The sequence below is a fragment of the Streptomyces viridosporus T7A genome (assembly GCF_008704515.1).
Taxonomy (GTDB): domain Bacteria; phylum Actinomycetota; class Actinomycetes; order Streptomycetales; family Streptomycetaceae; genus Streptomyces; species Streptomyces viridosporus.
In genome coordinates, this window is record NZ_CP023700.1 from 3,903,262 (window position 1) to 3,928,518 (window position 25,257).

Annotated in this window: 25 protein-coding genes; 14 read left to right on the forward strand and 11 right to left on the reverse strand. The window is 74.3% G+C overall.

Translation table 11 applies throughout. From position 1 onward, the window contains the following. The first annotated feature begins 387 nt into the window (after positions 1–387). Positions 388–993, forward strand: a complete 606-nt coding sequence (locus CP969_RS17930) for a M23 family metallopeptidase (protein WP_016825727.1) — start codon at positions 388–390, stop codon at positions 991–993. A 112-nt stretch (positions 994–1,105) separates the two neighbouring features. On the opposite strand, the gene CP969_RS17935 is transcribed toward CP969_RS17930, so the two are convergent. Further along, positions 1,106–1,315 carry a DUF397 domain-containing protein gene (locus tag CP969_RS17935; protein WP_004986631.1) on the reverse strand — a complete coding sequence of 70 codons (210 nt, stop codon included), beginning with the start codon at positions 1,313–1,315 and terminating at the stop codon, positions 1,106–1,108. Then, a complete protein-coding gene (locus CP969_RS17940; protein ID WP_026085085.1) occupies positions 1,312–2,187 on the reverse strand; it encodes a helix-turn-helix domain-containing protein in 876 nt (291 codons plus the stop codon). The genes CP969_RS17935 and CP969_RS17940 overlap by 4 nt, the downstream gene beginning before the upstream one ends. Positions 2,188–2,735: 548 nt before the next feature. Here CP969_RS17940 and CP969_RS17945 point away from each other — a divergent pair. The 3 genes from CP969_RS17945 (at position 2,736) to CP969_RS17955 (ending at position 4,715) form a co-directional block, all read left to right on the forward strand. After that, a complete protein-coding gene (locus tag CP969_RS17945; protein ID WP_016825725.1) occupies positions 2,736–3,368 on the forward strand; it encodes a hypothetical protein in 633 nt (210 codons plus the stop codon). 158 nt (positions 3,369–3,526) lie between these two features. Beyond that, the gene (locus CP969_RS17950; RefSeq protein WP_016825724.1) at positions 3,527–3,955 is read left to right on the forward strand and encodes a DUF4440 domain-containing protein; all 429 of its coding nucleotides are present in this window, start codon (positions 3,527–3,529) and stop codon (positions 3,953–3,955) included. Positions 3,956–4,046: 91 nt separating this feature from the next. After that, positions 4,047–4,715: a histidine phosphatase family protein gene (locus tag CP969_RS17955; RefSeq protein WP_004986627.1), complete on the forward strand. Its 669-nt coding sequence runs from the start codon at positions 4,047–4,049 to the stop codon at positions 4,713–4,715. Between the two features lie 112 nt (positions 4,716–4,827). On the opposite strand, the gene CP969_RS17960 is transcribed toward CP969_RS17955, so the two are convergent. Beyond that, positions 4,828–5,754, reverse strand: a complete 927-nt coding sequence (locus CP969_RS17960) for a DUF3027 domain-containing protein (RefSeq protein ID WP_004986626.1) — start codon at positions 5,752–5,754, stop codon at positions 4,828–4,830. A gap of 350 nt (positions 5,755–6,104) precedes the next feature. On the opposite strand from CP969_RS17960, the gene CP969_RS17965 reads away from it, so the two are divergent. From CP969_RS17965 to CP969_RS17980, 4 genes are all read left to right on the forward strand, one after another. Beyond that, on the forward strand, positions 6,105–7,547 hold the full coding sequence (locus tag CP969_RS17965; protein WP_026085084.1) for an MFS transporter: 1,443 nt from the start codon (positions 6,105–6,107) through the stop codon (positions 7,545–7,547). Between the two features lie 64 nt (positions 7,548–7,611). Beyond that, positions 7,612–8,115 (forward strand): hypothetical protein, encoded by a 504-nt coding sequence (locus tag CP969_RS17970; RefSeq protein ID WP_016825721.1) that lies wholly within the window; start codon positions 7,612–7,614, stop codon positions 8,113–8,115. After that, positions 8,079–8,834: a futalosine hydrolase gene (locus tag CP969_RS17975; RefSeq protein WP_016825720.1), complete on the forward strand. Its 756-nt coding sequence runs from the start codon at positions 8,079–8,081 to the stop codon at positions 8,832–8,834. The genes CP969_RS17970 and CP969_RS17975 overlap by 37 nt, the downstream gene beginning before the upstream one ends. Further along, entirely contained in the window at positions 8,824–9,678 is an 855-nt protein-coding gene (locus tag CP969_RS17980; RefSeq protein ID WP_004986622.1) for a 1,4-dihydroxy-6-naphthoate synthase, read from the forward strand. Before CP969_RS17975 ends, CP969_RS17980 begins: the two co-directional genes overlap by 11 nt. A 29-nt stretch (positions 9,679–9,707) precedes the next feature. On the opposite strand, the gene CP969_RS34450 is transcribed toward CP969_RS17980, so the two are convergent. Further along, positions 9,708–10,091 carry a cold-shock protein gene (locus tag CP969_RS34450; protein WP_004986619.1) on the reverse strand — a complete coding sequence of 128 codons (384 nt, stop codon included), beginning with the start codon at positions 10,089–10,091 and terminating at the stop codon, positions 9,708–9,710. Between the two features lie 165 nt (positions 10,092–10,256). Here CP969_RS34450 and CP969_RS17990 point away from each other — a divergent pair, with 165 nt between their 5' ends. Next, entirely contained in the window at positions 10,257–10,505 is a 249-nt protein-coding gene (locus CP969_RS17990) for a hypothetical protein (RefSeq protein ID WP_016825719.1), read from the forward strand. Here CP969_RS17990 and CP969_RS17995 read toward each other — a convergent pair. Both CP969_RS17995 and CP969_RS18000 read right to left on the reverse strand, forming a co-directional pair. Then, the gene (locus CP969_RS17995; protein ID WP_016825718.1) at positions 10,484–11,206 is read right to left on the reverse strand and encodes an HAD family hydrolase; all 723 of its coding nucleotides are present in this window, start codon (positions 11,204–11,206) and stop codon (positions 10,484–10,486) included. The two genes, CP969_RS17990 and CP969_RS17995, sit on opposite strands and share 22 nt — an antisense overlap. A gap of 281 nt (positions 11,207–11,487) precedes the next feature. Further along, entirely contained in the window at positions 11,488–12,516 is a 1,029-nt protein-coding gene (locus CP969_RS18000; protein WP_016825717.1) for a hypothetical protein, read from the reverse strand. Between the two features lie 131 nt (positions 12,517–12,647). Between CP969_RS18000 and CP969_RS18005 the strand changes: the two genes are divergently transcribed. Next, a complete protein-coding gene (locus CP969_RS18005) occupies positions 12,648–15,248 on the forward strand; it encodes a helicase C-terminal domain-containing protein (protein WP_016825716.1) in 2,601 nt (866 codons plus the stop codon). Between the two features lie 617 nt (positions 15,249–15,865). After that, entirely contained in the window at positions 15,866–17,509 is a 1,644-nt protein-coding gene (locus CP969_RS18015) for a DNA repair helicase XPB (RefSeq protein ID WP_016825715.1), read from the forward strand. Positions 17,510–17,556: 47 nt separating this feature from the next. On the opposite strand, the gene CP969_RS18020 is transcribed toward CP969_RS18015, so the two are convergent. From CP969_RS18020 to CP969_RS18030, 3 genes are all read right to left on the reverse strand, one after another. Further along, positions 17,557–17,925 (reverse strand): hypothetical protein, encoded by a 369-nt coding sequence (locus CP969_RS18020; protein ID WP_016825714.1) that lies wholly within the window; start codon positions 17,923–17,925, stop codon positions 17,557–17,559. Between the two features lie 134 nt (positions 17,926–18,059). Further along, complete coding sequence (locus CP969_RS18025; protein ID WP_016825713.1) at positions 18,060–18,248, reverse strand: hypothetical protein; 189 nt, start codon at positions 18,246–18,248, stop codon at positions 18,060–18,062. 172 nt (positions 18,249–18,420) lie between these two features. After that, positions 18,421–19,305, reverse strand: coding sequence for an aldo/keto reductase family oxidoreductase (locus CP969_RS18030; RefSeq protein WP_016825712.1), 885 nt, complete (start codon positions 19,303–19,305; stop codon positions 18,421–18,423). A 93-nt stretch (positions 19,306–19,398) separates the two neighbouring features. Here CP969_RS18030 and CP969_RS18035 point away from each other — a divergent pair, with 93 nt between their 5' ends. Beyond that, a complete protein-coding gene (locus tag CP969_RS18035) occupies positions 19,399–20,289 on the forward strand; it encodes a helix-turn-helix domain-containing protein (protein ID WP_016825711.1) in 891 nt (296 codons plus the stop codon). A gap of 230 nt (positions 20,290–20,519) precedes the next feature. After that, positions 20,520–22,610: a HelD family protein gene (locus CP969_RS18040; RefSeq protein WP_016825710.1), complete on the forward strand. Its 2,091-nt coding sequence runs from the start codon at positions 20,520–20,522 to the stop codon at positions 22,608–22,610. A 108-nt stretch (positions 22,611–22,718) separates the two neighbouring features. Here CP969_RS18040 and CP969_RS18045 read toward each other — a convergent pair whose 3' ends face one another. Both CP969_RS18045 and CP969_RS18050 read right to left on the reverse strand, forming a co-directional pair. Further along, positions 22,719–23,426: a copper homeostasis protein CutC gene (locus CP969_RS18045; RefSeq protein WP_016825709.1), complete on the reverse strand. Its 708-nt coding sequence runs from the start codon at positions 23,424–23,426 to the stop codon at positions 22,719–22,721. Positions 23,427–23,572: 146 nt separating this feature from the next. Continuing rightward, positions 23,573–24,253: a maleylpyruvate isomerase family mycothiol-dependent enzyme gene (locus CP969_RS18050; RefSeq protein WP_026085081.1), complete on the reverse strand. Its 681-nt coding sequence runs from the start codon at positions 24,251–24,253 to the stop codon at positions 23,573–23,575. 87 nt (positions 24,254–24,340) lie between these two features. Here CP969_RS18050 and CP969_RS18055 point away from each other — a divergent pair, with 87 nt between their 5' ends. Then, a complete protein-coding gene (locus tag CP969_RS18055) occupies positions 24,341–25,249 on the forward strand; it encodes an alpha/beta fold hydrolase (RefSeq protein ID WP_026085080.1) in 909 nt (302 codons plus the stop codon). Positions 25,250–25,257 lie beyond the last annotated feature (8 nt).

Genomic DNA, 25,257 nt, shown 5'->3' on the forward strand with positions numbered 1-25,257 from the left:
GCCTCTCCCCCACTCCCTCCCCACCGAGCGGGTCGGCGGACGAGGAGCGGACGGAGACGCGCGCCACATTCGTGAAACGTCCGAACCGGTCTCCCCGTGACAAGCCACACAGGACGAATGTCCGGTACTAGCCGAAATAGTGGGAAACCACTTGAAACCAAAACGGACATTTACGGCGAAGGCTTGACCGATCGGCTTGAAATGGGGGCTTCCGCCCGGTTGGCACCCTCCGTCAAGAGACGTACGTCTCACTCCTGACGTACGAAGTTTCGTCGTAGGTCACACCTTTGCGGCTTTTGCGCGGCTCGGGCTACCAAGGAACGGCCACCGCGGCACGGACCCGTTCCGCCGGTGGTTTTCCTCTGCTCCCTCCCCCATGAGGTTTCGATGTCCCAGCGCGTCACGTCCCGTTTCCCCCGTACGTCCCTGATCCGCAACCGTGCGGCCGTGCTGGCCGCCGGCCTGGGCGCCTCGGTCGTGCTGGGAGCCGGGGTCGCGGTCGCCGCCGCCGACACCACGGCCGCGTCCGGTGCCGCCACCGCCGTCCAGACCCAGGCCGCTCAGGCCGCGGCCAAGAAGCAGGCCTCCTGGGTCGACCCGGTGAAGAACTACCAGCTCACCGCGAGCTTCGCCCAGAACGGCGGCATGTGGGCCTCCAAGCACAGCGGCCAGGACTACGCCGTGCCCACCGGCACCCCGGTCCACGCCACCCACGGCGGCACCGTCGTCAAGGCCGGCCCCAACGGCGCCGGCGACGGCCCCGCCTACGGCAACGCCGTCGTGATCAACCACGGCAACGGCGTGTACTCCCAGTACGCCCACCTGTCGCAGGTCAACGTCAAGGTCGGCCAGATCGTCAAGACCGACCAGAAGATCGCCCTGTCCGGCAACACCGGCAACTCCAGCGGCCCGCACCTGCACTTCGAGATCCGCACCACCCCGAACTACGGCTCGGCGATCAACCCGATGCAGTTCCTGAACTCCCACCGCTGACACACCTGGGCCGCCGACACCCCACCCGGGGAACCGGCACCCGCATGAACGCCCGAGGCCCCGATGGCACCCGCCACCGGGGCTCGCGCACGTCCCGGACCGGGCGGCGCCCTCAGCTCCCGGACGCGTACGGCACGAAGCGCGCCCACGCGTCCGGGGCGAAGGCGAGGCGGGGGCCTTCGACGTCCTTGGAGTCACGGACGTGGACAGTGCCGGGGGTGAGGGCGAGTTCGACGCAGGAGTTGCCGTCGGGACCGTCACTGTGACTGCTCTTGAACCACGCCGGTTCGGAACCATCCCCGGCAGAAGCCTTGCGGATCATGTCTCTCCAAGCACTCGCTCGACGAAGGCCAGCGACTCCCGAGGGGTGAGAGCCTGCGCTCGGATCGTCCCATACCGCAGTTCGAGGATCCGCAGTTGCTTCGGATCGAAAGTCGGTCGGCCGTTGAAGGCACCGTCGGAACGGCCTGCCGCCGTGCCGTCGGCGAACTTCAGCACCTCGATCCTGCCGTTCAGCCCGGGGTGGGCCCCCGCGCTCGTCGGCATCACCTGAAAAGTGACGTTACGCAACTGGGCCGTCCGCAAGAGGTGTTCGAGCTGCTGGCGCCACACCATTGTGCCTCCGACTCGTCGGCGGAGCGTCGTCTCTTCCAGGACGAAGCTGAGGGCCGGGGCCGGGGAACGCTCGAAGATCGCCCTGCGTGCCATGCGAGCCGCGACCAGACGCTCCACCTCCTCCTCCGAGTACGGCGGCTGCCACGCCTCGAACAGGGCACGCGCATGTTCCGGTGTCTGCAACAAGCCGTGAATGCTGAGCCCCACGTACACCCCGAGCTCGACCGCCTTGGCCTCCAACTCGGCCAACGCCCGCACGCTCCTTGGATACCGGACCCTCTTCACGTCCTCCCAGGCCGCCGAAATGAGGCCGCCCGCGCCCAGGACCTCGTCGGCCTTGTCCAGAAACTCCCGGCGGGGGATCCGCTTGCCGCCCTCGATCTTGTAGACGAGGTCCTCGCCGTAGCCGACCGCCCTGCCGAAGTCGGCAACCCGCATCCCCACCGCCTCGCGGCGCAGCCTCAGTTGCCGCCCGACGGTCGTGATGACCGCCACGCCCCACTCGTCGTCCGGGTCCACCTCCCACCCCGGCTCGTCCGCCTCGCTCCTGAGCTGTCCCGTCTCCACCCCGACCGCCATGCCGCGCCCCTCCGTCGAACCGTCCGTGATGTGCACCAGCGGCCTGCCCGTACGGCCCGTCGGCACCGTCACGACAGCACCGGACAACGTCCGGACAGTGACCGTACGCATGCGCTGAGTCACTTCTCACGGTACGCACACGCCGCCACGCTGAGTGACGTGAACCGGAAAATCGCCGACCCTCGCGCTTCACGCCACCGGAACCCGATTCCTCAAGTTCCGGTGCGGTCGGCGCCTTTCCCAAGGAACGCGAAAGGGAAATGACCCCCCACCGAACCCACCCTTTCCCGCCCGGGACCTGCGCTCACTCGGGCGGGTGAACATCACCGCTCGGCCGGCTTTTCGGGTGCCCCGCGGCTTTACGCTCAGCGCACACCACCGCAGAAAAGACTTCGGCCCCCGCCGGGACTGGCATCCCAGTGCGAGGGCCTGACCACCAAGGAAGACGAGACCTTCCCGATGGATACGCAAAACCCTAGCGCGCCCCCACGTGCCCGGTCAGCCCTTGACGGCAACCGACCCCCTCCCGGGCGAACCGGCGCTCTCCTGTGCGCCCCTCCTCCGCCCACCCCTCGGGCGCCACGCACGAGAACACCCGCCACACCACCCGCTTCACGGTGATCGGCAACCACCTCACCCAGCACCGGGAACCCTCCCTCCTGGCGATCGGACCGGCCTGCCACCTCCAGCCCCTCCCCACCGGCGCCCCGGCCGACGTCAAGACCCTCGCCGCCCGCTTCCCGGAGGGCCCGACCCGGATCGCCGCCGCCCTGCGCCCCCTGGTCGCCGGACCGCACAACATGCCGGTGATCACCGATCCGGAGGAGGCCCGCGCCGACCTGGTCCCGGCCAGTCTGGCGGCCATCACACACGCCGCCGAACCGGTCGTCGAATTCACCGCACAGGGCCTGGGCAACCGCCCGGCCAAGCACCTCTGGAGGAACCTGGTGGCCGTGGACCTCTCCTTCTACAAGTCCTACATCTCCGAAGAAATCCGCGACGAAGGCCGCGCCCAGCGAGGCGCCGAAGACGTCCTGCTCGTCCTCGAACAACGCGGCCTCGACGTCTCCGACGACGTCCGCAGGCGCGTCACGGACTGCACCGACCCCGAACTCCTCCGCCGCTGGCTCGCCCGCGCCGTCACCGCACCGAAGGCCGAAGAGATCTTCGAGGACGAGTGACCGGACCCACTTCCCCTGCCGTGACTCAGGTCACGCAGGGGACCCGTTAATCAAGTTTTACCAGTATGCCGAAGAGGTATACCTTCTCCCGTGCGGCCAGCTAGACAAAATTGACTAGTCGCGGTTCCCGTTCCGTTCCGTCCTTCGAAGGAGCCCACATGACCTTCCTCCCCGACACCGGATACACCCCCACCCCCGAGGACCGCGCGAGCCTGGACGCCTGGTTCGCGGAGTACGACGCGGCGAGCGGCCGGCGGGACGTCGAGCGCATGGCGGACATGGCGGTGTTCCCGCTCAACCTCGTCAGCGACGACTCCTCGGGCGACGGCCGGTCGGCGCAGTGGGACCGGGAGCGGTTCGTCGCGACCATGACCCGGGTGATGGGCGAGGGGGACCAGGACATCACCTTCGAGTCCACCCGGACCCCGGTGTTCCTGTCCCCCTCGATGGCCGTGGTCTTCACCGACTCGACCATGACCGCGGACGGTCACTCCCAGCGGCTCCGGTACGCCGACATCCTGGTCAGGCGGGAGGGGAAGTGGGCGTTCCAGACCATGATCCAGGGCGGCTGGGGGGACAACCTGTAGCACCGGCCGGCGACCACCCGCCGCCGTGGCGGGCACCGCCGAGTGGCAGAGTGGGAGGACGTCATCAGCTATCCGGGAGGTAGACCCTTACATGCGTCTGCTGCTCATCCGCCACGGCCAGACCCCCTCCAACCTCAAGCACCTCCTGGACACCGCGGAACCGGGCCCCGGGCTGACGCCCTTGGGAGAGCAGCAGGCAGCCGCCCTGCCGGAGGCGCTGGCGGCGGAGGAGATCGACGTCCTCTACGCGTCGACGCTGGTGCGCACCCAGCTCACCGCCGCGCCGCTGGCCGACGCGAGGGGGCTGGAGGTCCGGATCCGGGACGGGATCCGGGAGATCTCCGCCGGCGATCTGGAGATGCGCGGCGACGACGAGGCCGTCCGGACGTACCTCACCACCGCCTTCGCCTGGTCGGCGGGGGACACCGGGCTGCGCATGCCGGGTGGGGAGAACGGCGTGGAGGCCCTCGAGCGCTTCGACGCCGTCGTCGACGAGGCCGCCGGGACCGGGGCCCGGACGGTGGCGATGGTCAGTCACGGCGCCGCGATCCGCATGTGGGTGGCCGCCCGGGCGGAGAACGTCGACGTGTCGTACGCCGCCGACCACGCGCTGCGGAACACCGGTGTCGTCGTCCTCGCCGGCTCCCCCGACCGGGGCTGGCGGGCGCTCCACTGGGAGGGCCGCCCCCTCGGGCCCGAGAGCGGCGTCCCCGAGACCGACGGCCCCGCCGGCGAAGCGGTCGGCACGGTCGACCGCTGAGCGGGCCCCCGGGACGTTCCCGGCGGCCCTCGCCGGGACGGAGCCCGTCGGCGGGGACGTCCTGCGCCGTGCTCGTCGGCCGCCGGGGCCCCCGTGACCGTCCGAGCGTGCCCTACGAGTGCCCCAGGTCCGCCGACGCCTCGTCCTCGGTCGCCGGCACCGATCCCGAGTCCGACGCCGGACGCAGCGGGAACGGGTCGACACGGGTCTCGTCGATCACCGGCGGGGCGGGCTGCGGCGGCCTGGGCATGACCGCTGCCTCGGAGTGGCCGCCGCAGCCGTACGCCAGGGAGACCACGCGGCCGTCGGCCGGGGAGAACTCGTTGGCGCACACCCCGAAGGCCTGGCCCAGGGAGCCGCCGATGGGGACGAGGAAGCCGCAGCTGACGCAGGAGGCGGGGGCCGCCTGGGCCATCGGGGTCTTGGCGCCGAACGCCTCGTCCCAGCGGTCGGCGGCGGTGTGCAGGCCGTACCGGGACAGCACCCGGGCGCGGCGCATGCCGAGTTCCTCGGCGACGGCCGCGATGGAGCCGCGCGAGGGGGCGGTGGCCAGGTGGGCCGGGGTGCCCTCGGTGACCTCGGCGTCCTCGGCCTCCACCAGCTCGGCCATCTCCCCGGACACCGCGGAGTTCGGCGGCGGTTCCTCCTCGCCGGAGAAGCCGGGCTCCAGGCGCAGGTCCTCGGCGTCGGTGGGCAGCAGGTCGCCGGGGCCCATGTCGCCGGGGCGCAGCCGCTCGCTCCACGGCACCCACTCCGGCGCGAGCACGGCGTCGGGGCCGGGCAGCAGGACCGCCTCGTCGACGGTGACGATCCTGGCGCGGGAGGCGCGGGCGACGGTGACGGCCCAGCGCCAGCCGCGGTAGCCGAGCTCCCTGCACTCGAAGAAGTGCGTGACCACGCGGTCGCCCTCGGAGACCATCCCCTGGTGCTCCCCGACCACCCCGGGCGCGGCGACCTCCTCGGCTGCGGCGCGGGCGAGGTCGACGGCCTCGGCGCACAGACGATCGGGGGTGCGGCTTCGCGTTGTCGCTGCGCTCACAGGTATCGCTTCTCTCCTACGCCGTCTCACGAGTGCGCCACTCCCAGCGCGAGGGCGGACGGAGCGGACCGGGGGACCGCGTCGACGTCCGCGCCGGATCGTGCTCGGGCGCGCCTCCATCCATTCTGCGGGATGGCTGAGATACGCACGCTACCTGTTCGCGTGCGCTGGGCCTACACCGACGGTTGTTCCGGTGTCCCGCGCGCCGGTTTCCCGGGCCGCGGCGCACCGCGCGGAGCCGCCCCGGAACGCCGTGCACCGGGGCCGATCGGACGGACGGCCGCATCCGGGACGCCGTCCACGGCGACGTCAGGGCACTACGCACCGGGGTCTCGGGGCACTATGACGTCGTGGCTACCGCGAGGACACCCCAGGACGCCACCGGGACCGGTGGGTCCAAAAGGGTCAAGGGGGTCAGGGAAAGCGGCCGACGCGCCGGGACGGGCCGGGCGGACGGCCGCCTCCGCGCGTTCGGCCGGGCCCTGCGCTTCCCGGTGACCGGCACCGCACGCGGCATCCGCCGGGTGACCCACGCGCACGGCGCCGGGGAGTCCGGGCTCGGCAAGCTGATCGAACTGCACGGGGTGAACGGCGCCGGCGACGTCATGATCACGGTCGCCCTCGCGTCCACCGTCTTCTTCTCGGTGCCGACCGACGAGGCCCGCGGCCGGGTCGCGCTCTACCTCGCCGTCACCATGGCGCCGTTCACCCTCCTCGCCCCGGTGATCGGCCCGCTCCTGGACCGCGTCCCGCACGGCCGCCGCGCCGCGATGGCCGGTGCGATGCTCGCGCGGGCGCTGCTCGCCCTGGTGCTGTCCGGCGCGGTCGTCACCGGCAGCATCCAGCTGTACCCGGCCGCGCTCGGCGTGCTCGTCGCGTCCAAGGCGTACGGGGTGGTCAGAAGCGCGGTCGTGCCCCGGCTGCTGCCGCCCACCTTCTCCCTGGTGAAGGCGAACTCGCGGGTCACGCTCGGCGGGCTGCTGGCGACCGGGATCGCCGCGCCGATCGGCGCGGGGCTGCAGCAGATCGGTCCCCGCTGGCCGCTGTACGGCGCCTTCGTCCTCTTCGTCACGGGGATGTTCCTGTCCTTCCGGCTGCCGCCCGGGGTGGACTCCGCCAAGGGCGAGGACGTCGCGCTGCTCGCCGCCGACGAGCGGCACCTGCACGGGCCGTACCGCAAGGCGGCCCAGCGTCCCGGACTGCGCACGGTCGGCCCGGCCGTCACCCACGCGCTGGGCGCCAACGCCTCCATCCGCTGCCTGTCCGGCTTCCTGATCTTCTTCCTCGCGTTCCTGCTGCGCGAGCACCCGATGACCGGGCAGAGCGCCGCGGTGTCCCTCGGCATCGTGGGCGTGGCGGCGGGCACGGGCAACGCGCTCGGTACGGCGGTCGGGGCCTGGCTCAGGTCCCGCGCCCCGGAGATCATCATCGTCACGGTGGTGGCCTGCGTGCTGGGCGCGACGATCGCGGCCGCGGTGTTCTTCGGCGCGGTCCTGGTGGCGTGCCTGGCCGCGATCGCCGGGTTCGCGCAGGCCCTGGCCAAGCTGTCGCTGGACGCGCTGATCCAGCGGGACGTGCCCGAGCTGGTGCGGACGTCGGCGTTCGCGCGGTCCGAGACGCTGCTGCAGATGGCCTGGGTGCTGGGCGGGGCGATCGGCATCGTGATGCCGCTGATCGGCCCGCTGGGGCTCGCGGTGGGCGCGGCGATCGTCGCCGCGGGCTGGCTGACCACCGTCCGCGGGCTGGTCGTCTCCGCCCGGCACGGGAGCACGGGGCGGGCGCGGGTGGCGTAACGCTCCGGCCACGCCGCACCCCCGCGTGGGAGGGCGGCCGGGTCCGCCCGATAGCCTTTCGCCCATGACCACGTTGCTCCGCGGCGCAGCCGCCCAGAGTCACCGCGCCGTGCGACGCCGCCGTGTCGTCGCCACCGTAGGCGCCGTATCCGCCGGACTGCTCGTCCTGTCCGCGTGCGACAAGCCGACGGCGATGGCCACGATCACCGTGGGCAGCTCCTCGGTGAGCTCCGAGGCCACCTGCGGCGGCGAGGGCAAGGCCCTGAAGGCCTCCAACCTGACCGCGTGCCTGAAGGACAAGGACATCAAGGAGATCTCGGTCGACCCCGAGGAGACCGTGCGCTTCGGCGTCGACCCGGAGATCGCCGACAACGGCTGGACCATCCTGATGAACGGCCGGCCGCTGACCGACTCCAGCACCAAGACCTACCGCACCATCCCGGGCAGCGTGTTCTTCAACACCCAGTACGGCGCCCAGGGCAACTCCACCCTGGTGTCGGTCCAGGAGGGCGAGAACGGGGCCACGGGTCTGTGGTCCTTCCGGCTGAAGAAGGACGACGGCTCCTGACCCGCTCGGCGCCGCGCGTCCTCGTCGCCACCGCGGTCCCCGTCGAACGGGACGCGGTGGCGCAGGCGTTCCCCGGTCCTCCGCTCGAGGTGCCGCTGCCCGGCGCGACCCTGCTGCGCACCCCCACCGGCCCCGACGTCCTCGCCGCCGGTGTCGGGCCCGCCCTCGCCGCCGCCTCCACCGCCGCCGCCCTCACCGCGGCCGCCCTCGGCGACGCCCCCTACCGCCTCGTCGTCAGCGCCGGGATCGCCGGCGGCTTCCCGCCCGAGGCGCCCCTCGGCTCCCTCGTCGTCGCCGACGAGATCACCGCGGCCGACCTGGGCGCGGAGACCGCCGACGGGTTCCTGCCGGTCACCGACCTCGGCTTCGGCACCGTCACCCACCGCCCGCCGGCCGCCCTGGTCCGCGACGCCGCCGCCGCGGCCGGCGCGCTCACCGGCACCGTGCTCACCGTGTCGACGGTGACCGGGACCGCCGCCCGCGCCGCCGCGCTGCGCGCCCGCCACCCCCGCGCCCTCGCCGAGGCCATGGAGGGCTTCGGGGTCGCCGAGGCCGCCGCCGCGCACGGGGTGCCCGTGCTGGAGGTGCGGGCGGTGTCGAACCCCGTCGGCCCGCGCGACCGCGGCGCCTGGCGCATCGGCGACGCCCTGAGCGCCCTCACCGAGGGCTTCGGGAAGCTCGCACCCGTCCTGGAGAGTTGGAACCGGCATGACAGTTGAGCAGCAGCGCCTGCGGATCGCGTACTCCCCCTGCCCGAACGACACCTTCGTCTTCGACGCCCTCGCCCACGGCCGCGTCCCCGGCGCGCCCGACCTCGACGTCGCCTTCGCCGACATCGACGTCACCAACGGCATGGCCGAGCGCGGCGAGCTCGACGTGCTGAAGGTGTCGTACGCGGTGCTGCCGTACGTCCTGGACGACTACGCCCTGCTGCCCTGCGGGGGCGCGCTGGGGCGGGGCTGCGGGCCGCTGGTGCTGACGCGGGAGGAAGGGCTGGACCTCGCGGGACGCACGGTCGCCGTGCCGAGCGAGAGGTCGACGGCGTACCTGCTGTTCCGGCTCTGGGCGGCGGACGTCGTGCCGGGCGGTGTCGGGAAGATCGTGGTGATGCCGTTCCACGAGATCATGCCGGCCGTGCGGGACGGGAAGGTCGACGCGGGACTCGTCATCCACGAGGCGCGCTTCACCTATCAGGACTACGGGCTGCACCGGCTCGCCGACATGGGCGAGCACTGGGAGCGCACCACCGGGCTGCCGATCCCGCTGGGCGCGATCATCGCCCGGCGGTCGCTGGGCGCCGGGACGCTGACGCGGCTCGCCGACGCGATCCGCACGTCCGTGCGGGCGGCCTGGGACGATCCCGAGGCGTCGCGCCCGTACGTCCTGGAGCACGCCCAGGAGATGGACCCGGCCGTCGCCGACCAGCACATCGGGCTGTACGTCAACGAGTTCACCGCCGACCTCGGCGAGGACGGCTACGCGGCGGTGCGGGGACTGCTCACCCGTGCGGCGGCCGAGGGGCTGGTGCCGCCCCTCGGCCCGGACGCGCTGCGGTTCCCGTAGAAGACCCGCCGGACGGGTCCCCGGCCGCCTCAGACGTCCAGCTGGTCGGCGACCGCGCGGAGCAGGCCGGCGATCTTCTTGCCGGCGGCGCGGTCGGGGTAGCGGCCCCGCTCCAGCTGCGGGGTGATGTTCTCCAGGAGCGTCGTCAGGTCCTGGACGATGGAGGCCAGCTCGTCCGGCTTCTTGCGCTGGGCCGCCGCGACCGACGGGGTCGGGTCGAGGAGGGTCAGGGAGAGCGCCTGGTCGCCGCGCTGTCCGGCGACCACGCCGAACTCCACGCGCTGTCCCGGCTTGAGCGCCTCGACTCCGGCGGGGAGGACCGAGGAATGGACGAAGACGTCACCGCCGTCGTCGCGGGAGAGAAAGCCGAAGCCCTTCTCACTGTTGAACCACTTGACCTTGCCGGTGGGCACGTCTGTCCTCGTCCTCGTACTCGTCGGGAAAGCTGCTTGGTGAAACGGCTCTTGATAGCACTCGGGCGGGCCGTGGTGACCCGCCGTGTCCAAGGCTAATGGTCTTCGGGCCGGAGACAAGACGTCACCCGGTTGTTCCTTCGCGCTGGGAACTACCCTGGTCCGGTGCGTGACAAAACCCAAGCGAATTCCGCCGCGCCCGGTGACGGCCTGGTCCGTGCCGGTGCTCTCGTCTTCTTCGTCGGCGCCGTGGCCACTCTGGTCACGGTGGCCCCGCTGTTCCTCGGAACGACGCCTTTCCCGACGTACATGTTCGTATTGAGCATGCTCATGGGCGTCGGATTCCTGATGGCCGGTGCCGGTGTCCTGCGCTCGGTCGCGGCGGGACGCCGTCAGGCGCGGGCCGGAAGGTAGTCCGGGCCGGAGCCGGACCGGTCCGTGCGGTGGTCCGAGAACCACCGCGGGAATTCCGTCAGATCGGCGAGGACGACGTCCGCGCCGGCCTCGCGCAGTTCCGCGGGAGCGCACGGACCGGTGGCGACCGCGACCGCCAGCGCGCCGGCGGTCCGCGCGCCGCGCACGTCACCCACATGGTCGCCGACGTAGACGGTCGCGCCGTGCTCGCGCAGCGCGAGCGCCTTCTGCTCGGCCCACAGGTCGCCGATCACGGCGTCCGGCTCGATGCCGAGGTGGGCCAGGTGCAGCTCGGCGTTGGGCTCGTACTTGGCGGTGACGACGAGGGCGCGCCCGCCCGCCTCCCGTACCGCGGCGATCGCCTCGCGGGCGCCGGGCAGGGCGGGCGTGGCGGCGACGGCGTACGTCGGGTACATCGCGCGGTACAGGTCCGCCGCCTCCTCGATCCGCTCCGCCGGGAACCAGTGGGCCAGCTCGTCCACGAGCGGCGGCCCCAGCCGGGTGACCGCCAGATCGGCGTCGATGTGCGTCCCGGTCCGCTCGGCGAGCGCCCGGTAGCAGGCACGGATCCCGGGCCGGGAGTCGATGAGCGTCATGTCGAGGTCGAACCCGACGGTGGGCCCGGAGAGGGACTCGGACGGGGAACCGGAGAGGGACTCGGACGGGGGCGGCTGCGACGGGAGCGGGGTCGTGGAGGCCATGGGGCCATTGTGCCTGCCTGATACAACCATCGGGCGGTCGCCCGTCGCGGCGCCCGTCGCGGCACTCCTCGGGCCGGCGCCCGGTCCGTGCTGGTCGACCGGGCTGCTCGACCGGTCCGCACCGCTCGACGGCCCGCGCCGATCGACCGGTCGTCGGCTCCCGGACGGATGCGGCCCCGGGGCACCGGGGCGGGGCGGCGCCGGGGGACGGCGGGGCACGGCCGCGCGGGCGGAGAGGGCGCGGGGGCGTGCCGGGACGGCCGCCGTACCGACGGTCCGGGCTACCGCCGGCGCTGGGAGCGCCAGACCAGGAACAGCGCCGAGGCGAGGGCCGCGCCCCGGACCACCCAGGGCCAGGTCTCGGTGACGGCGTCACTCATGTGGCCCTCGGGGACGGGGGCGCCCCAGCGGCCCTCGGTCCTGCCCCAGAGCCAGACGGCGCCGGCCGCGACCGCGAGGCCGGGGAGGACGACGACCGCCCCCTTCACCTCCGCCGGGGTCAGGCGGCGGGAGGCGTAGGCGAGGAGCCAGCCGAGGATCAGGGCGAACCAGTTGCCGAGCGCGGCGCCCGCGACCAGCAGGCCCGCGGCGAGCAGGAGCAGGGGGTTGTTCCAGCCGCCGGAGGGCAGGCGCGGCAGGCGGCGCCGGGCGGGGGCGTCGGCCTCGGGCGCCGCACCCGTCCCGGGGGCACCGGGGTCGCCGGGGCCCTCCGGGTCCTTCGGCGCCTCCTTCACCGGCGGGGGCTTGAGCAGCTCCGGGATCTCGACGCCGCCCACGAAGCCGGGCACCGCGTCGCCGACTCCGAAGGGACCGTCGTCCACCCGCCACCAGTCGGGCTGGGTGGTGCTGTCCCCGAGTTCGTCCGTGCCGGCCCGGTGCGGCGGGGACGGTGCCCCGGAGGGGGCCGCTCCCTGCTTCTCGGCCGGGCGGGGGCGCGGGACCACCCGGCGCAGGACGCCCTTCGGGCGGCCCCCGGCACCGTCGTGCCCGTCGGCCGGTGCGCGGTCCCGCTGGGCGGGGACGGCGGCGGGCGGCTCGGGGGTGCGCGCGTCGGCGCCGGAGGTACCGGCGGTACCGGCGGTGTCGTCCGCGGCCGCCGTGACGACCTCGTCCGGACTGCCCAGGCGGGAGATGATGCGGCGGACGGCGGCGGGGGAGTCCACCACCGTCTTCGCGCGGCGCCGGTCGATCTCGTCGCGCAGTCCGGCGACCAGGCGCATGCGGACCGCCGACGGAAGCTGCCGCTGCTGCGCCACGTCGCCGACGCGGCTCAGGTACTCGTAGACGACCTGGTCACTCTCGATACCCACGAAGTCCCCTCGGGGGCGGATGCGTTGGGGCTCCCCGTCGCACGACGGTACCGCCGACCGTACCGTGAGTCCGGCGGGCCGTCCCAACTCCGCGCCCCGCACCGGCGCCCCCACCCGCTACCGTGAAGCCGATGAGCACCGAGGAGAAGCCCGCGGCGGCCCCCCGATCCCTCGCGGAGGCCCTCCGGGGACGGGACGACGCCTCCCTGGCCGCGCTCCTGCGCAGCCGACCGGACCTCATCACGCCCGTGCCCACCGACCTCACCCAGCTCGCCACCCGGGCCGGTACCCGCGCCTCGGTCGTCCGGGCGCTGGAGCGGCTGGACCGGTTCGCGCTGCAGACGGCCCAGGCGCTGGCCGTGGCGGCGGACCCGGCGACGTACGAGGAACTGCTCGGGCTGCTGGCGGGCGACGACGGCGACCCGGCGGTCGCCGCCGCGCTGCCGCACACCCTGGGCACCCTGCGCGAACAGGCCCTGGTGTGGGGCGGCGACGACCGGCTGCGGCTGGTCCGCACCGCCCGTGAGCTGCTGTCTCCGTCGCCGCAGCACCCCTCGCCCACGGGGCTCGGCCCCTCGGTGCAGGAGGCCGCCTCCGGGATGTCACCGGGGCGGATCCAGGAGATCGTGACGGCGGCGGGGCTGCCGTCCACGCACGACTCCGTCTCCGCCGTCGCCTCCCTCACCGCCCTGTTCCGCGACCGGACGCGGATGGCCGCGCTGCTCGACGAGGCACCGCACGAGTCCGTGGAGGTGCTGGACCGGCTGGTGTGGGGCCCGCCGTACGGGCAGGTCACCGCCGATCCCGCGCCCCGGCTGCGCTGGCTGCTGGACCGGGGGCTGCTGCTGCCGACGGCGCCCGGGACGGTCGTCCTGCCGCGCGAGGTCGCCCTGCACCTGCGGGGCGGGCGCGTGCACCGCGTGCCGGAGCCGGTGCCGCCGCCCGTCGGAGCCGCCGCCACCCACCACCCCCAGGTCGTGGACGCGACGGCGGCCGGGCAGGCGTACACGGCGCTGGCGACCGTCGAGGAGCTGCTGAAGGACTGGGACGAGGGCGGCCCGGCGGTGCTGCGGGCCGGCGGGCTGAGCGTGCGGGACCTGAAGCGGACCGCCGTCGCCCTGGACCTGCCCGAGCCGGTGGCCGCGTTCTGGGTGGAACTCGCCTACGCGGCCGGACTGCTGGCCTCCGACGGGGAGGCGGACGAGCGGTACGCGGCGACCCCGGCGTACGACGAGTGGCGCGAGCGGCCCGCCGCCGAGCGCTGGGCGCGGCTGGCGACGGCGTGGCTGGCGGCGACCCGGACGGCCGGGCTGGTCGGCGGGCGGGACGCGAAGGACCGCCCGCTGTCGGCGCTGGGGCCGGGGCTGGACCGGTCGGCGGCACCCGAGGTGCGGCACCGGGTGCTGACGCTGCTGGCCGGGTTGCCGCAGGGGGCCGCACCGGTTCCCGAGACGGTGTCGGCCCGGCTGCGGTGGGAGCGTCCGCCGCGCGGCGGGCGGGGCGGCCCGGCGGGCTCCCCGGCGGAGAGCGACCGGAGCGCGGCGGGCTCCCCGGCGAAGGGCGACGGGGACGATCTGCGGTCGCGGCTCGCCCGGTGGACGCTCGACGAGGCCGAGAGGCTGGGGATCACCGGACGCGGTGCCCTGTCCGCGCACGGGCGCGCCCTGCTCGGGGCGCCCGCGCCCCGGCGTCCGGAGGCGGAACCGGAGGGGCCGGGCGACAAGCTGCCCGTCCACCACCGGCCCGCTCCGCCGCCGCCCCCGCTCTCCCCCGCCGAGCAGACCGCCGCCGCGGCCGACGCCGCCCGCCTGCTCGCGCCGCTGCTGCCCGAACCGCTGGACCACGTGCTCCTCCAGGCCGACCTGACGGCGGTGGCACCGGGCCCCCTGCAACGGCCGCTCGCCGACCTGCTGGGGGTGCTGGCGGACGTGGAGTCGAAGGGGGGCGCGACCGTCTACCGGTTCACGCCCGGCTCGGTGCGCCGCGCCCTCGACGCCGGGCGGACCGCCGCCGACCTGCACGCCTTCCTCGCCGCGCACTCCCGTACGCCGGTGCCGCAGCCGCTCACGTACCTCATCGACGACGTGGCCCGCCGACACGGGCAGCTGCGGGTGGGCGCCGCCTCGGCGTACGTGCGCTGCGACGACGACACCCTGCTGGGCGAGATCCTCGCCGACCGGCGGGCCGCCGGGCTGGGGCTGCGCCGGCTCGCGCCGACCGTGCTGGCCGCGCGGACCGATCCGGCCGGTCTGCTGGAGGGGCTGCGCGCGATGGGGTTCGCGCCGGCCGCGGAGTCCGCCGAGGGCGATGTCCTGATCACGCGCGCCGACGCCCGCCGCACCCCGCCGCGCTCGGCGCCCGAGCCGGTGCCGGACGGGCCGCCGGTGCCCGACGACACCCTGCTCACGGCCGCGATCCGGGCCGTGCGCGCCGGTGACCTCGCCTCCACCGTCCCGCACCGGGCGCCCGCCGGGGACCGGGCCACGGGCGGCGGGCTGCCGCGCACCGGGGCCGCCGAGACCCTCGCCACCCTGCAGGCCGCCGTCCTCACCGGTGAGGCGCTGTGGATCGGCTACGTCAACGCCGAGGGCGCGGCGAGCCAGCGCGTGATTGCCCCGGTCCGGGTCGAGGGCGGCTTCGTCACGGCGTACGACCACACCGCCGACGAGGTCCGCACGTATCCGCTGCACCGGATCACGGGGGTCGCGGAACTGGCGGACGACGCGGACTGACCCCGCCCCTCGGGCCTCCTCCCGGCCCCCCTCGGGCCTCCTTTCGGCCCCCTGGGCCTTCTTTCGGGTGTACGGCGCGTTCCATGCACGCCACGCCGGGCTTTTCCCTCGGCCGGGCGAGGTTGCGGGCCCCCGCGCATCGCGCCGCGCGGCGCGGGGCAGCCACCGGGTGTCCTGAACGGGCCCGGAAGACCGCCGAAGCCCGTTCCGCGCAACAGAAAGGAAGTCTCCATGCGTGCCGTTCGTCGTGCCGCCGCCGTTCTGGCGTCCACCGTCGTGCTGCTCGGAGCGTTCACCGCCGAGGCCGCCGCGATCGGTATCGACCTGGGCGGGGGCGTGACCTTCTGACACGTTCCGCGGTCTGACACTCTCCGTTTCTCGTGTTGCGCGGGCCGGTCCCCGTCCCCGGGGCCGGCCCGCTCCCGTTCCCGTCGGCCGGGAAGGTCCCCGTCGACCGGGGATGGGCCGGGGAAGGGAGGGACCCTGGTGAACAACCTCACGCCGCCCGTGCCGAAGGAGGCCGGTCCGCCCGGGGCGCCGGGCGCGGGCCGTCGGGCAGACTGGACGTTTGGCCGTGCAGTGCCCGTGCCGAGCCCGTCGCAGAAAGGCAGCCGCGCGTGAATGGTCCGCTCATCGTCCAGTCCGACAAGACCCTGCTCCTCGAGGTCGACCACGAGCAGGCCGACGACTGCCGTCGCGCCATCGCGCCGTTCGCCGAGCTGGAGCGGGCCCCCGAGCACATCCACACCTACCGGGTGACCCCGCTCGGCCTGTGGAACGCGCGGGCGGCCGGGCACGACGCCGAGCAGGTCGTCGACGCGCTGGTGCAGTACAGCCGCTACCCGGTGCCGCACGCGCTGCTGGTGGACATCGCCGACACGATGGACCGCTACGGCCGGCTCAGCCTGGTCAAGCACCCGGCGCACGGGCTCGTCCTCACCAGCACCGACCGGCCGGTGCTGGAGGAGGTGCTGCGCTCGAAGCGGATCGCCCCGCTCGTCGGCGCCCGGATCGACCCGGACACCGTCGCCGTGCACCCCTCGGAGCGCGGCCAGATCAAGCAGGTGCTGCTGAAGCTGGGCTGGCCCGCCGAGGACCTCGCCGGGTACGTGGACGGCGAGGCGCACCCGATCGAGCTGCGCGAGGACGGCTGGGCGCTCAGGCCGTACCAGAAGCAGGCCGTGGAGAACTTCTGGCACGGCGGCTCCGGTGTGGTCGTCCTCCCCTGCGGCGCGGGCAAGACGCTGGTCGGCGCCGGTTCGATGGCGCAGGCGCAGTCCACCACGCTGATCCTGGTCACCAACACCGTCTCGGCCCGGCAGTGGAAGCACGAGCTGGTGAAGCGGACCTCGCTGACCGAGGACGAGATCGGCGAGTACAGCGGGACGAGGAAGGAGATCCGCCCCGTCACCATCGCCACCTACCAGGTGCTGACGACCCGGCGGAAGGGCGTCTACCCCCACCTGGAGCTGTTCGACTCCCGGGACTGGGGCCTGATCGTCTACGACGAGGTGCACCTGCTGCCCGCCCCCGTCTTCAAGTTCACGGCGGACCTGCAGGCCCGGCGGCGGCTCGGGCTGACCGCGACGCTGGTGCGCGAGGACGGCCGCGAGTCGGACGTGTTCTCGCTGATCGGACCGAAGCGGTTCGACGCGCCGTGGAAGGAGATCGAGGCGCAGGGCTACATCGCGCCCGCCGACTGCGTGGAGGTCCGGGTCAACCTCACCGACTCCGAGCGGCTGGCGTACGCCACCGCCGAGACGGAGGAGAAGTACCGGTTCTGTGCGACGACCGCGACCAAGCGGAAGGTGACGGAGGCGATCGTCCGGCGCTTCGCCGGCCAGCAGATCCTCGTCATCGGGCAGTACATCGACCAGCTCGACGAGCTGGGCGAGCACCTGGACGCACCGGTGATCAAGGGCGAGACGTCGAACGCCCAGCGGGAGAAGCTGTTCGAGGCCTTCCGGCAAGGCGAGATCAGCGTGCTGGTGGTGTCCAAGGTCGCGAACTTCTCGGTCGACCTGCCGGAGGCGACGGTGGCCGTCCAGGTGTCGGGCACCTTCGGGTCGCGGCAGGAGGAGGCCCAGCGGCTCGGCCGGGTGCTGCGGCCGAAGGCCGACGGGCACCAGGCCCACTTCTACTCCGTGGTCGCCCGGGACACCATCGACCAGGACTTCGCGGCGCACCGCCAGCGGTTCCTGGCGGAGCAGGGGTACGCGTACCGGATCGTGGACGCGGACGAGATCCTCGCCGAGAGCTGAGCGGGCGCCCCGCGCCCGCCGCGGGTCTCCCCCGCGTGCCCCGTGGTTCACCCCGGGGGGAGCGTGAACACCAGCACCAGGACGAGCACCGGGGGGAGCAGCGAGAGGCCGGCCAGCCAGATGCGCGGGACCGACCAGCGGTGGGTCCGCGGAAGCAGCCAGGCGGCGAGCCAGGCGCCCGCCGTGAGGGGGCCGCCGAGGACCAGGGTGCCGTGGACCAGGGCCAGGGAGGTCGTCAGCGCCGGCGAGCAGTCGTCGGGACCGCAACTGTCGGTCGCCATGGGGGACAGTCCGGCGAACAGCAGCGCCGCCGGTCCCAGGACCGACAGCAGCGCGGTCGCGACGGCGGGCACCACCCGGGCGCGGGGGTCCCGGTCGGCCGGGTGCGGCGGGGCGTCGAGGGAGCGGGGATCCATACGGCCAGTGAAGCGGCCCGGCGGCGGCCGACGCACCGGCGCGGGTACTCAGCCCGGTACGCGTGCGCGTACTCAGTCCGTACGGTCCGGGTCCTACGGGCGGGGTCCCCGCGGGCAGGGCAGGGGCGGGGCCGTCACCTGCGGCGGACGCCCGCCTCCTCGCCGTACTCGCCGAGGACGATCACGTCGAAGGCGGCGCCGAGGAACACCCTCACGGCGTGCAGGGCGTCGCCGAGGCGGTGCGGGTGGGCGCCGCCCCGGACCGGTGTGGCGCCGGTCGGCCGGGCCGGCGGCGGGGCGGGGTGGAGGATCGCTGCGCTCATGCCTCCAGGGTGACCCTTCGGGCATACGGCAGACATCGGTCCAAGGGCCCAATCCGCCCGGCCCCCGCGTACGCCTCGGGAGTGATCCGGTCCCCCTCGGGCGGGACGGGATGTCCCCTAGGGGTGCCGGGACCCGCTCGAGGCGCCGAGGGCCGCGACCGGCGCGCCGGGCTCAGCGGCCGATCGTGTCGAGTGCGGCGAGGTCCTCCCCGGACAGGGTGAGGCCCGCGCCGGCGATGTTCTCCCGCAGGTGCGCCACCGACGAGGTCCCGGGGATCAGCAGGATGTTGGGGGACCGCTGCAGCAGCCAGGCGAGGGCGACCGACATCGGGCGGACGCCGTGCCGGGCGGCCACGGCCGAGAGCGTCGAGGACTGCAGGGGGCTGAAGCCGCCGAGGGGGAAGTACGGCACGTAGGCGATGCCCTGCTCGGCGAGCCGGTCGACGAGGTCGTCGTCCTGGCGGTGGGCGAGGTTGTACAGGTTCTGCACGCAGACGAACGGGGCGATGGCCTGCGCCTCGGCGATCTGGTCGGCGGTCGCGTTGCTCAGGCCGAGGTGGCGGATCAGTCCCTGCTGCTGGAGCTCGACGAGGGTCCCGTACGCCTCGGCGAGCGAGCCCGGCCGGGGCCCCGTGGCGTCGCCGAGCCGCAGGTCGACCAGGTCCAGCGTCTCGACGCCGAGGTTCTCCAGGTTGTCGTGGACGGCCCGGCGCAGGTCGTCCGGCTCCCGGGCCGGGGGCCAGCCGCCCTGCTCGTCCCGGACCGCCCCGACCTTGGTGGCGATGTGCAGCGAGTCGGGGTAGGGGTGCAGCGCCTCGCGGATCAGCAGGTTGGTGACGTGCGGCCCGTAGGCGTCGGCGGTGTCGATGTGGGTGATGCCCAGGCGCACGGCCTCGCGCAGCACCGCGAGGGCGCCGTCGTGATCGGCCGGCGGCCCCATCACGCCCGGTCCCGCCAGTTGCATGGCCCCGTATCCGAACCGGGTGACGGTCAGGTCGCCCATCGTCCAGGTGCCGCCGGGGAGGGAGGTCGTCGGAGTGTTCAGGGAAGTGCTCATGCCTCCACCGTCCACGCCGGCGGGCGGCCTGCCCAGGTCCCCGCCGATCCTGGGAGTGACAGGGCCAGGGACGAAGCGCCCCGCGCGCCTACGATGGAACGCATGTCTGAGGAGAACCGGCTCGGTGACTACCTCCGGGCGCGCCGGGAGCTGGTGACGCCCGCGGACCTGGGGCTGCCGGCCCACGGGACACGCCGGGTGCCGGGGCTGCGCCGGGAGGAGGTGGCCATGCTCGCCGGCATCAGTTCCGACTACTACCTGCGGCTGGAGCAAGGCCGCGACCGCAACCCGTCGGCGCAGGTCCTCGACGCGCTCGCCCGGGTGCTCCGGCTCGACGACACCGCCACGGCCTACCTCCACCTGCTCGCCGCGCCGCGGCCCCGCACCACCCGCCGCCGGCCGCGGCGGCCGTCCGTTCCACCGGCCACGGCGCAGCTCCTGGACGTGATCGGGCTGCCGGCGTTCGTGACGGACCGGACCCTCGACGTGATCGCGGCCAACCCGCTCGCCACCGCGCTGGTCCCGAGCGTGCGGGTGGGGGAGAACCGGCTCCGCTCGTTCTTCCTCGACCCCGCCGAGCAGGCCCTGCACGCGGACTGGACCCGCACGGCGGCCCAGTGCGTCGCCGTCTTCCGCCGGCGGCTCGGCTCCGACGTCGACGACCCGCGGATCGTCCGGCTCGTCGGTGAACTGTCCCTGGCGAGCGCCGAGTTCCGGCAGGTGTGGGCCCGCCACGACGTGCGGCCGGTCGTCGACAAGCCGATCCGGATGAACCACCCCCAGGTCGGCGAGCTGAGCCTCACCCTGTCCAAGCTGGACGTCGACGGCCCCGACGGCCTGATGCTCGCGCTCTACCACGCCGCGCCGGGCACCGAGGACGCCGAGCGGCTCGCCCTGCTCGCCTCGCTGACCACGGAACCGGTGCGGCGGCCGACCGACGCCCCCGGCACGCGGACGGCGGACGGTTCACCCCGTACGACCTGACCGGGACCAGCACCGGTACGGCTGCGGACGCGCCCGCCGCCCCCGACCCGCGCGGCGGACGCGGCGGACGCGGAAACCGTTTGGACCGCACCGGCCGAGCGCCCTAGAATCTCCGCCCTTGCCCGCCTCCGTCCATGCGCGTCACGCGCGTCATGCGCGGAGCGCCGCCGCCCGGACGGAAACCGGCCGGTATCCCGCAGCCACCCCAGCAGGTTCCCGGAGGCACCCCTGTGTCCGCGCCCACGTCCGCAGACAAACCCGTCGAGCCCGTCGAGCCCGCCGAGCCCGGGGCCGACCACGACCCCCTCTCCCGCGAGCGCGCCCATCTCGCCGCGTCCCGCGCCGCCCTGCGCGCGATGCGCGAGGACGTCGAGTCCCTCGACATCAGCGACGTCACCGCGAACTGGGTCAACGCGGCCGTGCTCGAACGCCAGATCGAGGAGCGCGTCAAGGCGCTGGCCGACCTCAGCGACACCCCGCTGTTCTTCGGCCGGCTCGACTACCTGCACGCGCCGGGGTCGGAACAGGCGGAGGGGGCCGAGGGCGAGCAGTTCTACATCGGACGCCGCCACGTGCACGACGCGGACGGCGACCCGATGGTGATCGACTGGCGCGCGCCGGTCTCGCAGCCGTTCTACCGGGCATCCAGGAAGGACCCCCTGGACGTCGCGCTGCGCCGCCGCTTCGGCTACACCGGCGGGGCCCTCACCGCGTACGAGGACGAGCACCTCTCGGACCCGTCCGCGGCGGACACCGCCGGCAAGCTGCTCCAGCAGGAGATCGAGCGTCCGCGCGTCGGCCCGATGCGGGACATCGTCGCCACGATCCAGCCGGAGCAGGACGAGATCGTACGGGCCGGGCTGGCGGGCAGCGTGTGCGTGCAGGGAGGGCCCGGGACCGGGAAGACCGCCGTCGGTCTGCACCGGGTGGCCTACCTGCTGTACGCCCACCGCGAGCGGCTGGCCCGCACCGGCACGCTGGTCGTCGGGCCGAACCGGTCCTTCCTGCACTACATCGAGCAGGTGCTGCCCGCGCTGGGCGAGCTGACGGTGGCGCAGGCCACCGTGGACGACCTGGTGGCGCACGTGGAGGTGCGCGGGACGGACGACGCGGCGGCCGCGGTCGTCAAGGGCGACGCCCGGATGGCCGAGGTGCTGCGGAGGGCCCTCTACTCCCACGTCACGCTGCCCACCGAGCCGGTCGTGGTGGTGCGCGGCGCACGCCGCTGGCGGGTTCCGGCGTACGAACTGGAGGACATCGTCAGGCAGTTGCTGGAGCGCGACATCCGCTACGGCGCCGCCCGCGAGGCGCTGCCGCAGCGCATCGCGCACACGGTGCTGGTGCAGATGGAGCGGGCCGGGGAGGCGCCGGACGACCGGGTGCAGGACGCGGTGGCGCGCAACAGCGCGGTGAAGGCGGCGGTGAAGGCGATCTGGCCGGCCGTCGACCCGGCGAAGCTGGTGCTGCGGCTGCTGGGCGACGCGGAGTTCCTGGCCGAGCACGCGGAAGGGCTGCTCGACGAGGAGGAGCGGAAGGCGATCCTGTGGGCGAAGCCGGCCCGGTCGGTGAAGTCGGCGAAGTTCTCGCCCGCGGACGCGGTGCTGATCGACGAGGCGGCCGATCTGATCCGGCGCACGCACTCGCTCGGGCACGTGGTGCTCGACGAGGCGCAGGACCTGTCCCCCATGCAGTACCGGGCGGTGGGCCGGCGCTGCACCACCGGGTCGGCGACCGTCCTCGGCGACCTGGCGCAGGGCACGACGCCGTGGGCGACGCGGAGCTGGGAGGAGGCGCTGGCGCACCTGGGCAAGCGGGACGCGGTGGTCGAGGAGCTGACGGCCGGTTTCCGCGTCCCGACGGACGTCATCGCGTACGCCTCCCGGCTGCTCCCGCACATCGCGCCGGGGCTGACCCCGGTGGCGTCGATCCGGGAGAACCCGGGCTTCTTCGAGGTCCGCCGGGTCGAGGGGGCCGGCGACGCGGTGGCCGCCTGCCGCGAACTGCTGCGCCACGAGGGCTCGGTCGGCCTGATCGCCGCGGACGCCCGGATCCCGGAGCTGGCCGGGGAGCTGGCGGCGGCCGGGATCACCTCGGTCGGCCCCGGCGAGGAGACGACGCACGACACCCGGCTGACCCTGGTCCCGGCGTCGCTGGCGAAGGGCCTGGAGTACGACTACGTGGTCCTGGACGAGCCCCGGGCCGTGGTCGACGGCGAACCCGACGAACGCACCGGCCTGCGCCGCCTGTACGTGACCCTGACCCGGGCGGTCTCCGGCCTGATCGTGACGCACACGGCCCCGCTGCCGGAGCAGTTGGGCTGACCCGGCCCGCCCCGCCACCGGACACCGGCGGGCCTCCGCACCCGGTCACCGGTCGCTCGTACCCGGTCGCCGGTCGCGGCCGGCGGCCGGGCCCGTCACCGCCGGTGGTCAGTCCCCGGTCCCGACGCCGTCCACCGTCCGGCGCCACCGTGCGACGGCCTCCGCCGAGACGGGCCCGTCCCAGCCGTCCGGCCGGGCCGCCCCGCCGATGTGGAAGCCGTCGATGCCGGCCTCCAGCAGTGCGGGCACGTGCTCCAGGCGCAGGCCGCCGCCGACCAGCAACTGCTGCTCGTACCCCGGCTCCCCGCGCCGGCCCGACTCGGCGAGCAGCGTCGGCAGCCCGTCGTCGACGTCGGCCGGGGAGCCCGCCGTGAGGTAGGTGTCGAGGCCGGGCAGGCCGTCGAGCTGTTTGCGCAGGGCGTCCCGGTCGGCGGCGCGGTCGATCGCGCGGTGGAAGGTCCACCGGCAGCCGTCCAGTGCGCCGACGACCCGCTCGACCGCGTCGAGGTCCACCCCGCCGTCCGCGGTGAGGAACCCGAGCACGAACTCCTCGGCCCCGGCCTCGCGCATCGCGCACGCGGCGCCCACCAGCCGGTCGACGTCGCCCGCCGCGAACCCGTCCGACAGCCGCAGCATCACCCGCAGCGGGAGGTCGACGGCCCCGCGGATCCCGGCGACGGTCCCGGCCGACGGGGTGAGCCCGTCGGCCGTCATGTCGGTGACCAGCTCGAGGCGGTCCGCACCTCCCGCCTGGGCGGCGACCGCGTCCTCGACGTCGAGGGCGATCACCTCCAGGACAGCGCGCTGCTTGCTCATGGGGCCCCATTCATCGGCGTGCGCCGGCGGTCACCGGCATCGGACGGCGGCTACAGGTCTAGTCCAATCCAAGCCTACGCCCGCGTGCCGGGGGTCCGCTGCCCGATGGCCGCACGAGGTGCCCGCGGCCGCGCAGGACGACCGCTTCAGTCCCCGAAGATGTTCAGTTCCGCCGCCTCCGCCCCGGCCAGCTCGTACGACGCCCCCTCCACCGGCCGCCCCGCGTACAGCCGCACCAGGGTCGGCCCGTCCCCGATGTAGCGCGCCGGGGGCCGCTCCCCCGAGGCGTCGCCCAGCCGCAGCGGTTCGTCGGCGTCGTCGAGGTCGGCGTGCAGCGGCAGGTGTCCCCGGGCGGACGTGACCTGGGCCAGCAGGGCGAGCGCGTAGGGCAGTCCGGCACCGGCGTACGCGCCCGGCTCCCCGAACGCCTCGCGCACGTCCCCGGCGTGCACCCACTCGCCCAGCGCGACGGCGTCCAGCGGCCCGCCCGCCTTCGCGATCACCGGCCCGGCCCCGGTCATCCCGCGCTCCAGCTCGTCGAGGACCCGGGCGTTCGTCCAGCCGGCCCGCTCGGCGATGTCCCGGTCGTTGGAGGCGGGCGAGAACACGCCCTTCTCGAACCGGCGCTCCACCACCCGGGTGAGCGCGGCCGAGCAGTGCGCCAGCACGTCCCGCACCGTCCAGCCCGGACAGGCCACCACCGGTCGCGCGAAGTCCTCCTCCGCCCTGCCCCGCAGCAGCGGGATCAGCGCGTCCCGCTCGACGGCCAGCAGCCGCCCGGGGAGTTCGGGGTCTCGTACGTTCCGCACATCAGCAGGAGTCGTCATGCGGGCCACGCTAGTGCGGGGCCCCGGCGCGTGTCCGGAGGAAGAAAGCAGTTGCGCACCCCGACCTCTCCCGGCCAGGGTGCGGTGATGGCCGGTACAGAGATCGAACTCCCCGTTCCCGACGGGGTGGTGTCGGGCATCGACTTCGGCGGTCACGGGGAGGGCGTGCTGCTCGTCCACGGCAGCGGGCACAACGCCGCGGTCTGGGCCGATGTGGCGGTCCGTCTGGTGCGGGACTGCCGTCCGGTCGCCGTCGACCTGCGGGGCCACGGGCGGACCCGGCTCTCCTCCACCGGCCCGGAGCAGTACTGGCGGGACATCGGCGGCGTCGTGGCGGCGCTGTCCTGGGACCGCCCCGTGCTGGTGGGCCACTCCACCGGCGGATACGCGGTGACCGCGGCCGCCGCGGCGGGCGTGGTGGAACCGGCCGCCCTCTGCGTCGTGGACGGCGTGGTGCTCGACGACCGGGACACCTCGCTCGCCGAGCACGCGTCCCTGCGGACCGCGGAGCGGGCGGACCACCTCCGGACGCTGTTCCGCTACGGCTGGGAAGCCACCGACCAGCAGATGCGCGCCTACGTCGAGCAGTGCGTGCGGGAGGCCGGGGAGGATCGGCTCAACGCCGGGGCGCGCCCCGGGCTGGTCGAGGAGGTCACGCGGCGCTCCTTCCTCCGCCGGGGCGACGGGTGGGTACGGCGGCCGACCCTCGAGGAGATCGTGACGGTCGGTGACGTGGTGCCCGGTGCGGCGGTCTTCCCGAGCGTCGACGTGTACGACCGTCTCCCCTGCCCGATGACCGTCGTCCTGGCCGACCACGGCTTCTACGCCTCGCGGCGCGACGAGGTGCGTGCCGTCGTCGACGCCGCCCCCGGCCGCCGACTGGTCGACGTCGCCTCGCACCACAACGTCCCCATGACCCGTCCCGCCGAGCTCGCCGCGATCATCCTCGACCTGGTGCGGAACCGGGCCGAGCCGCCGGCCGGGAAGCCCGATTGACCCCTGTC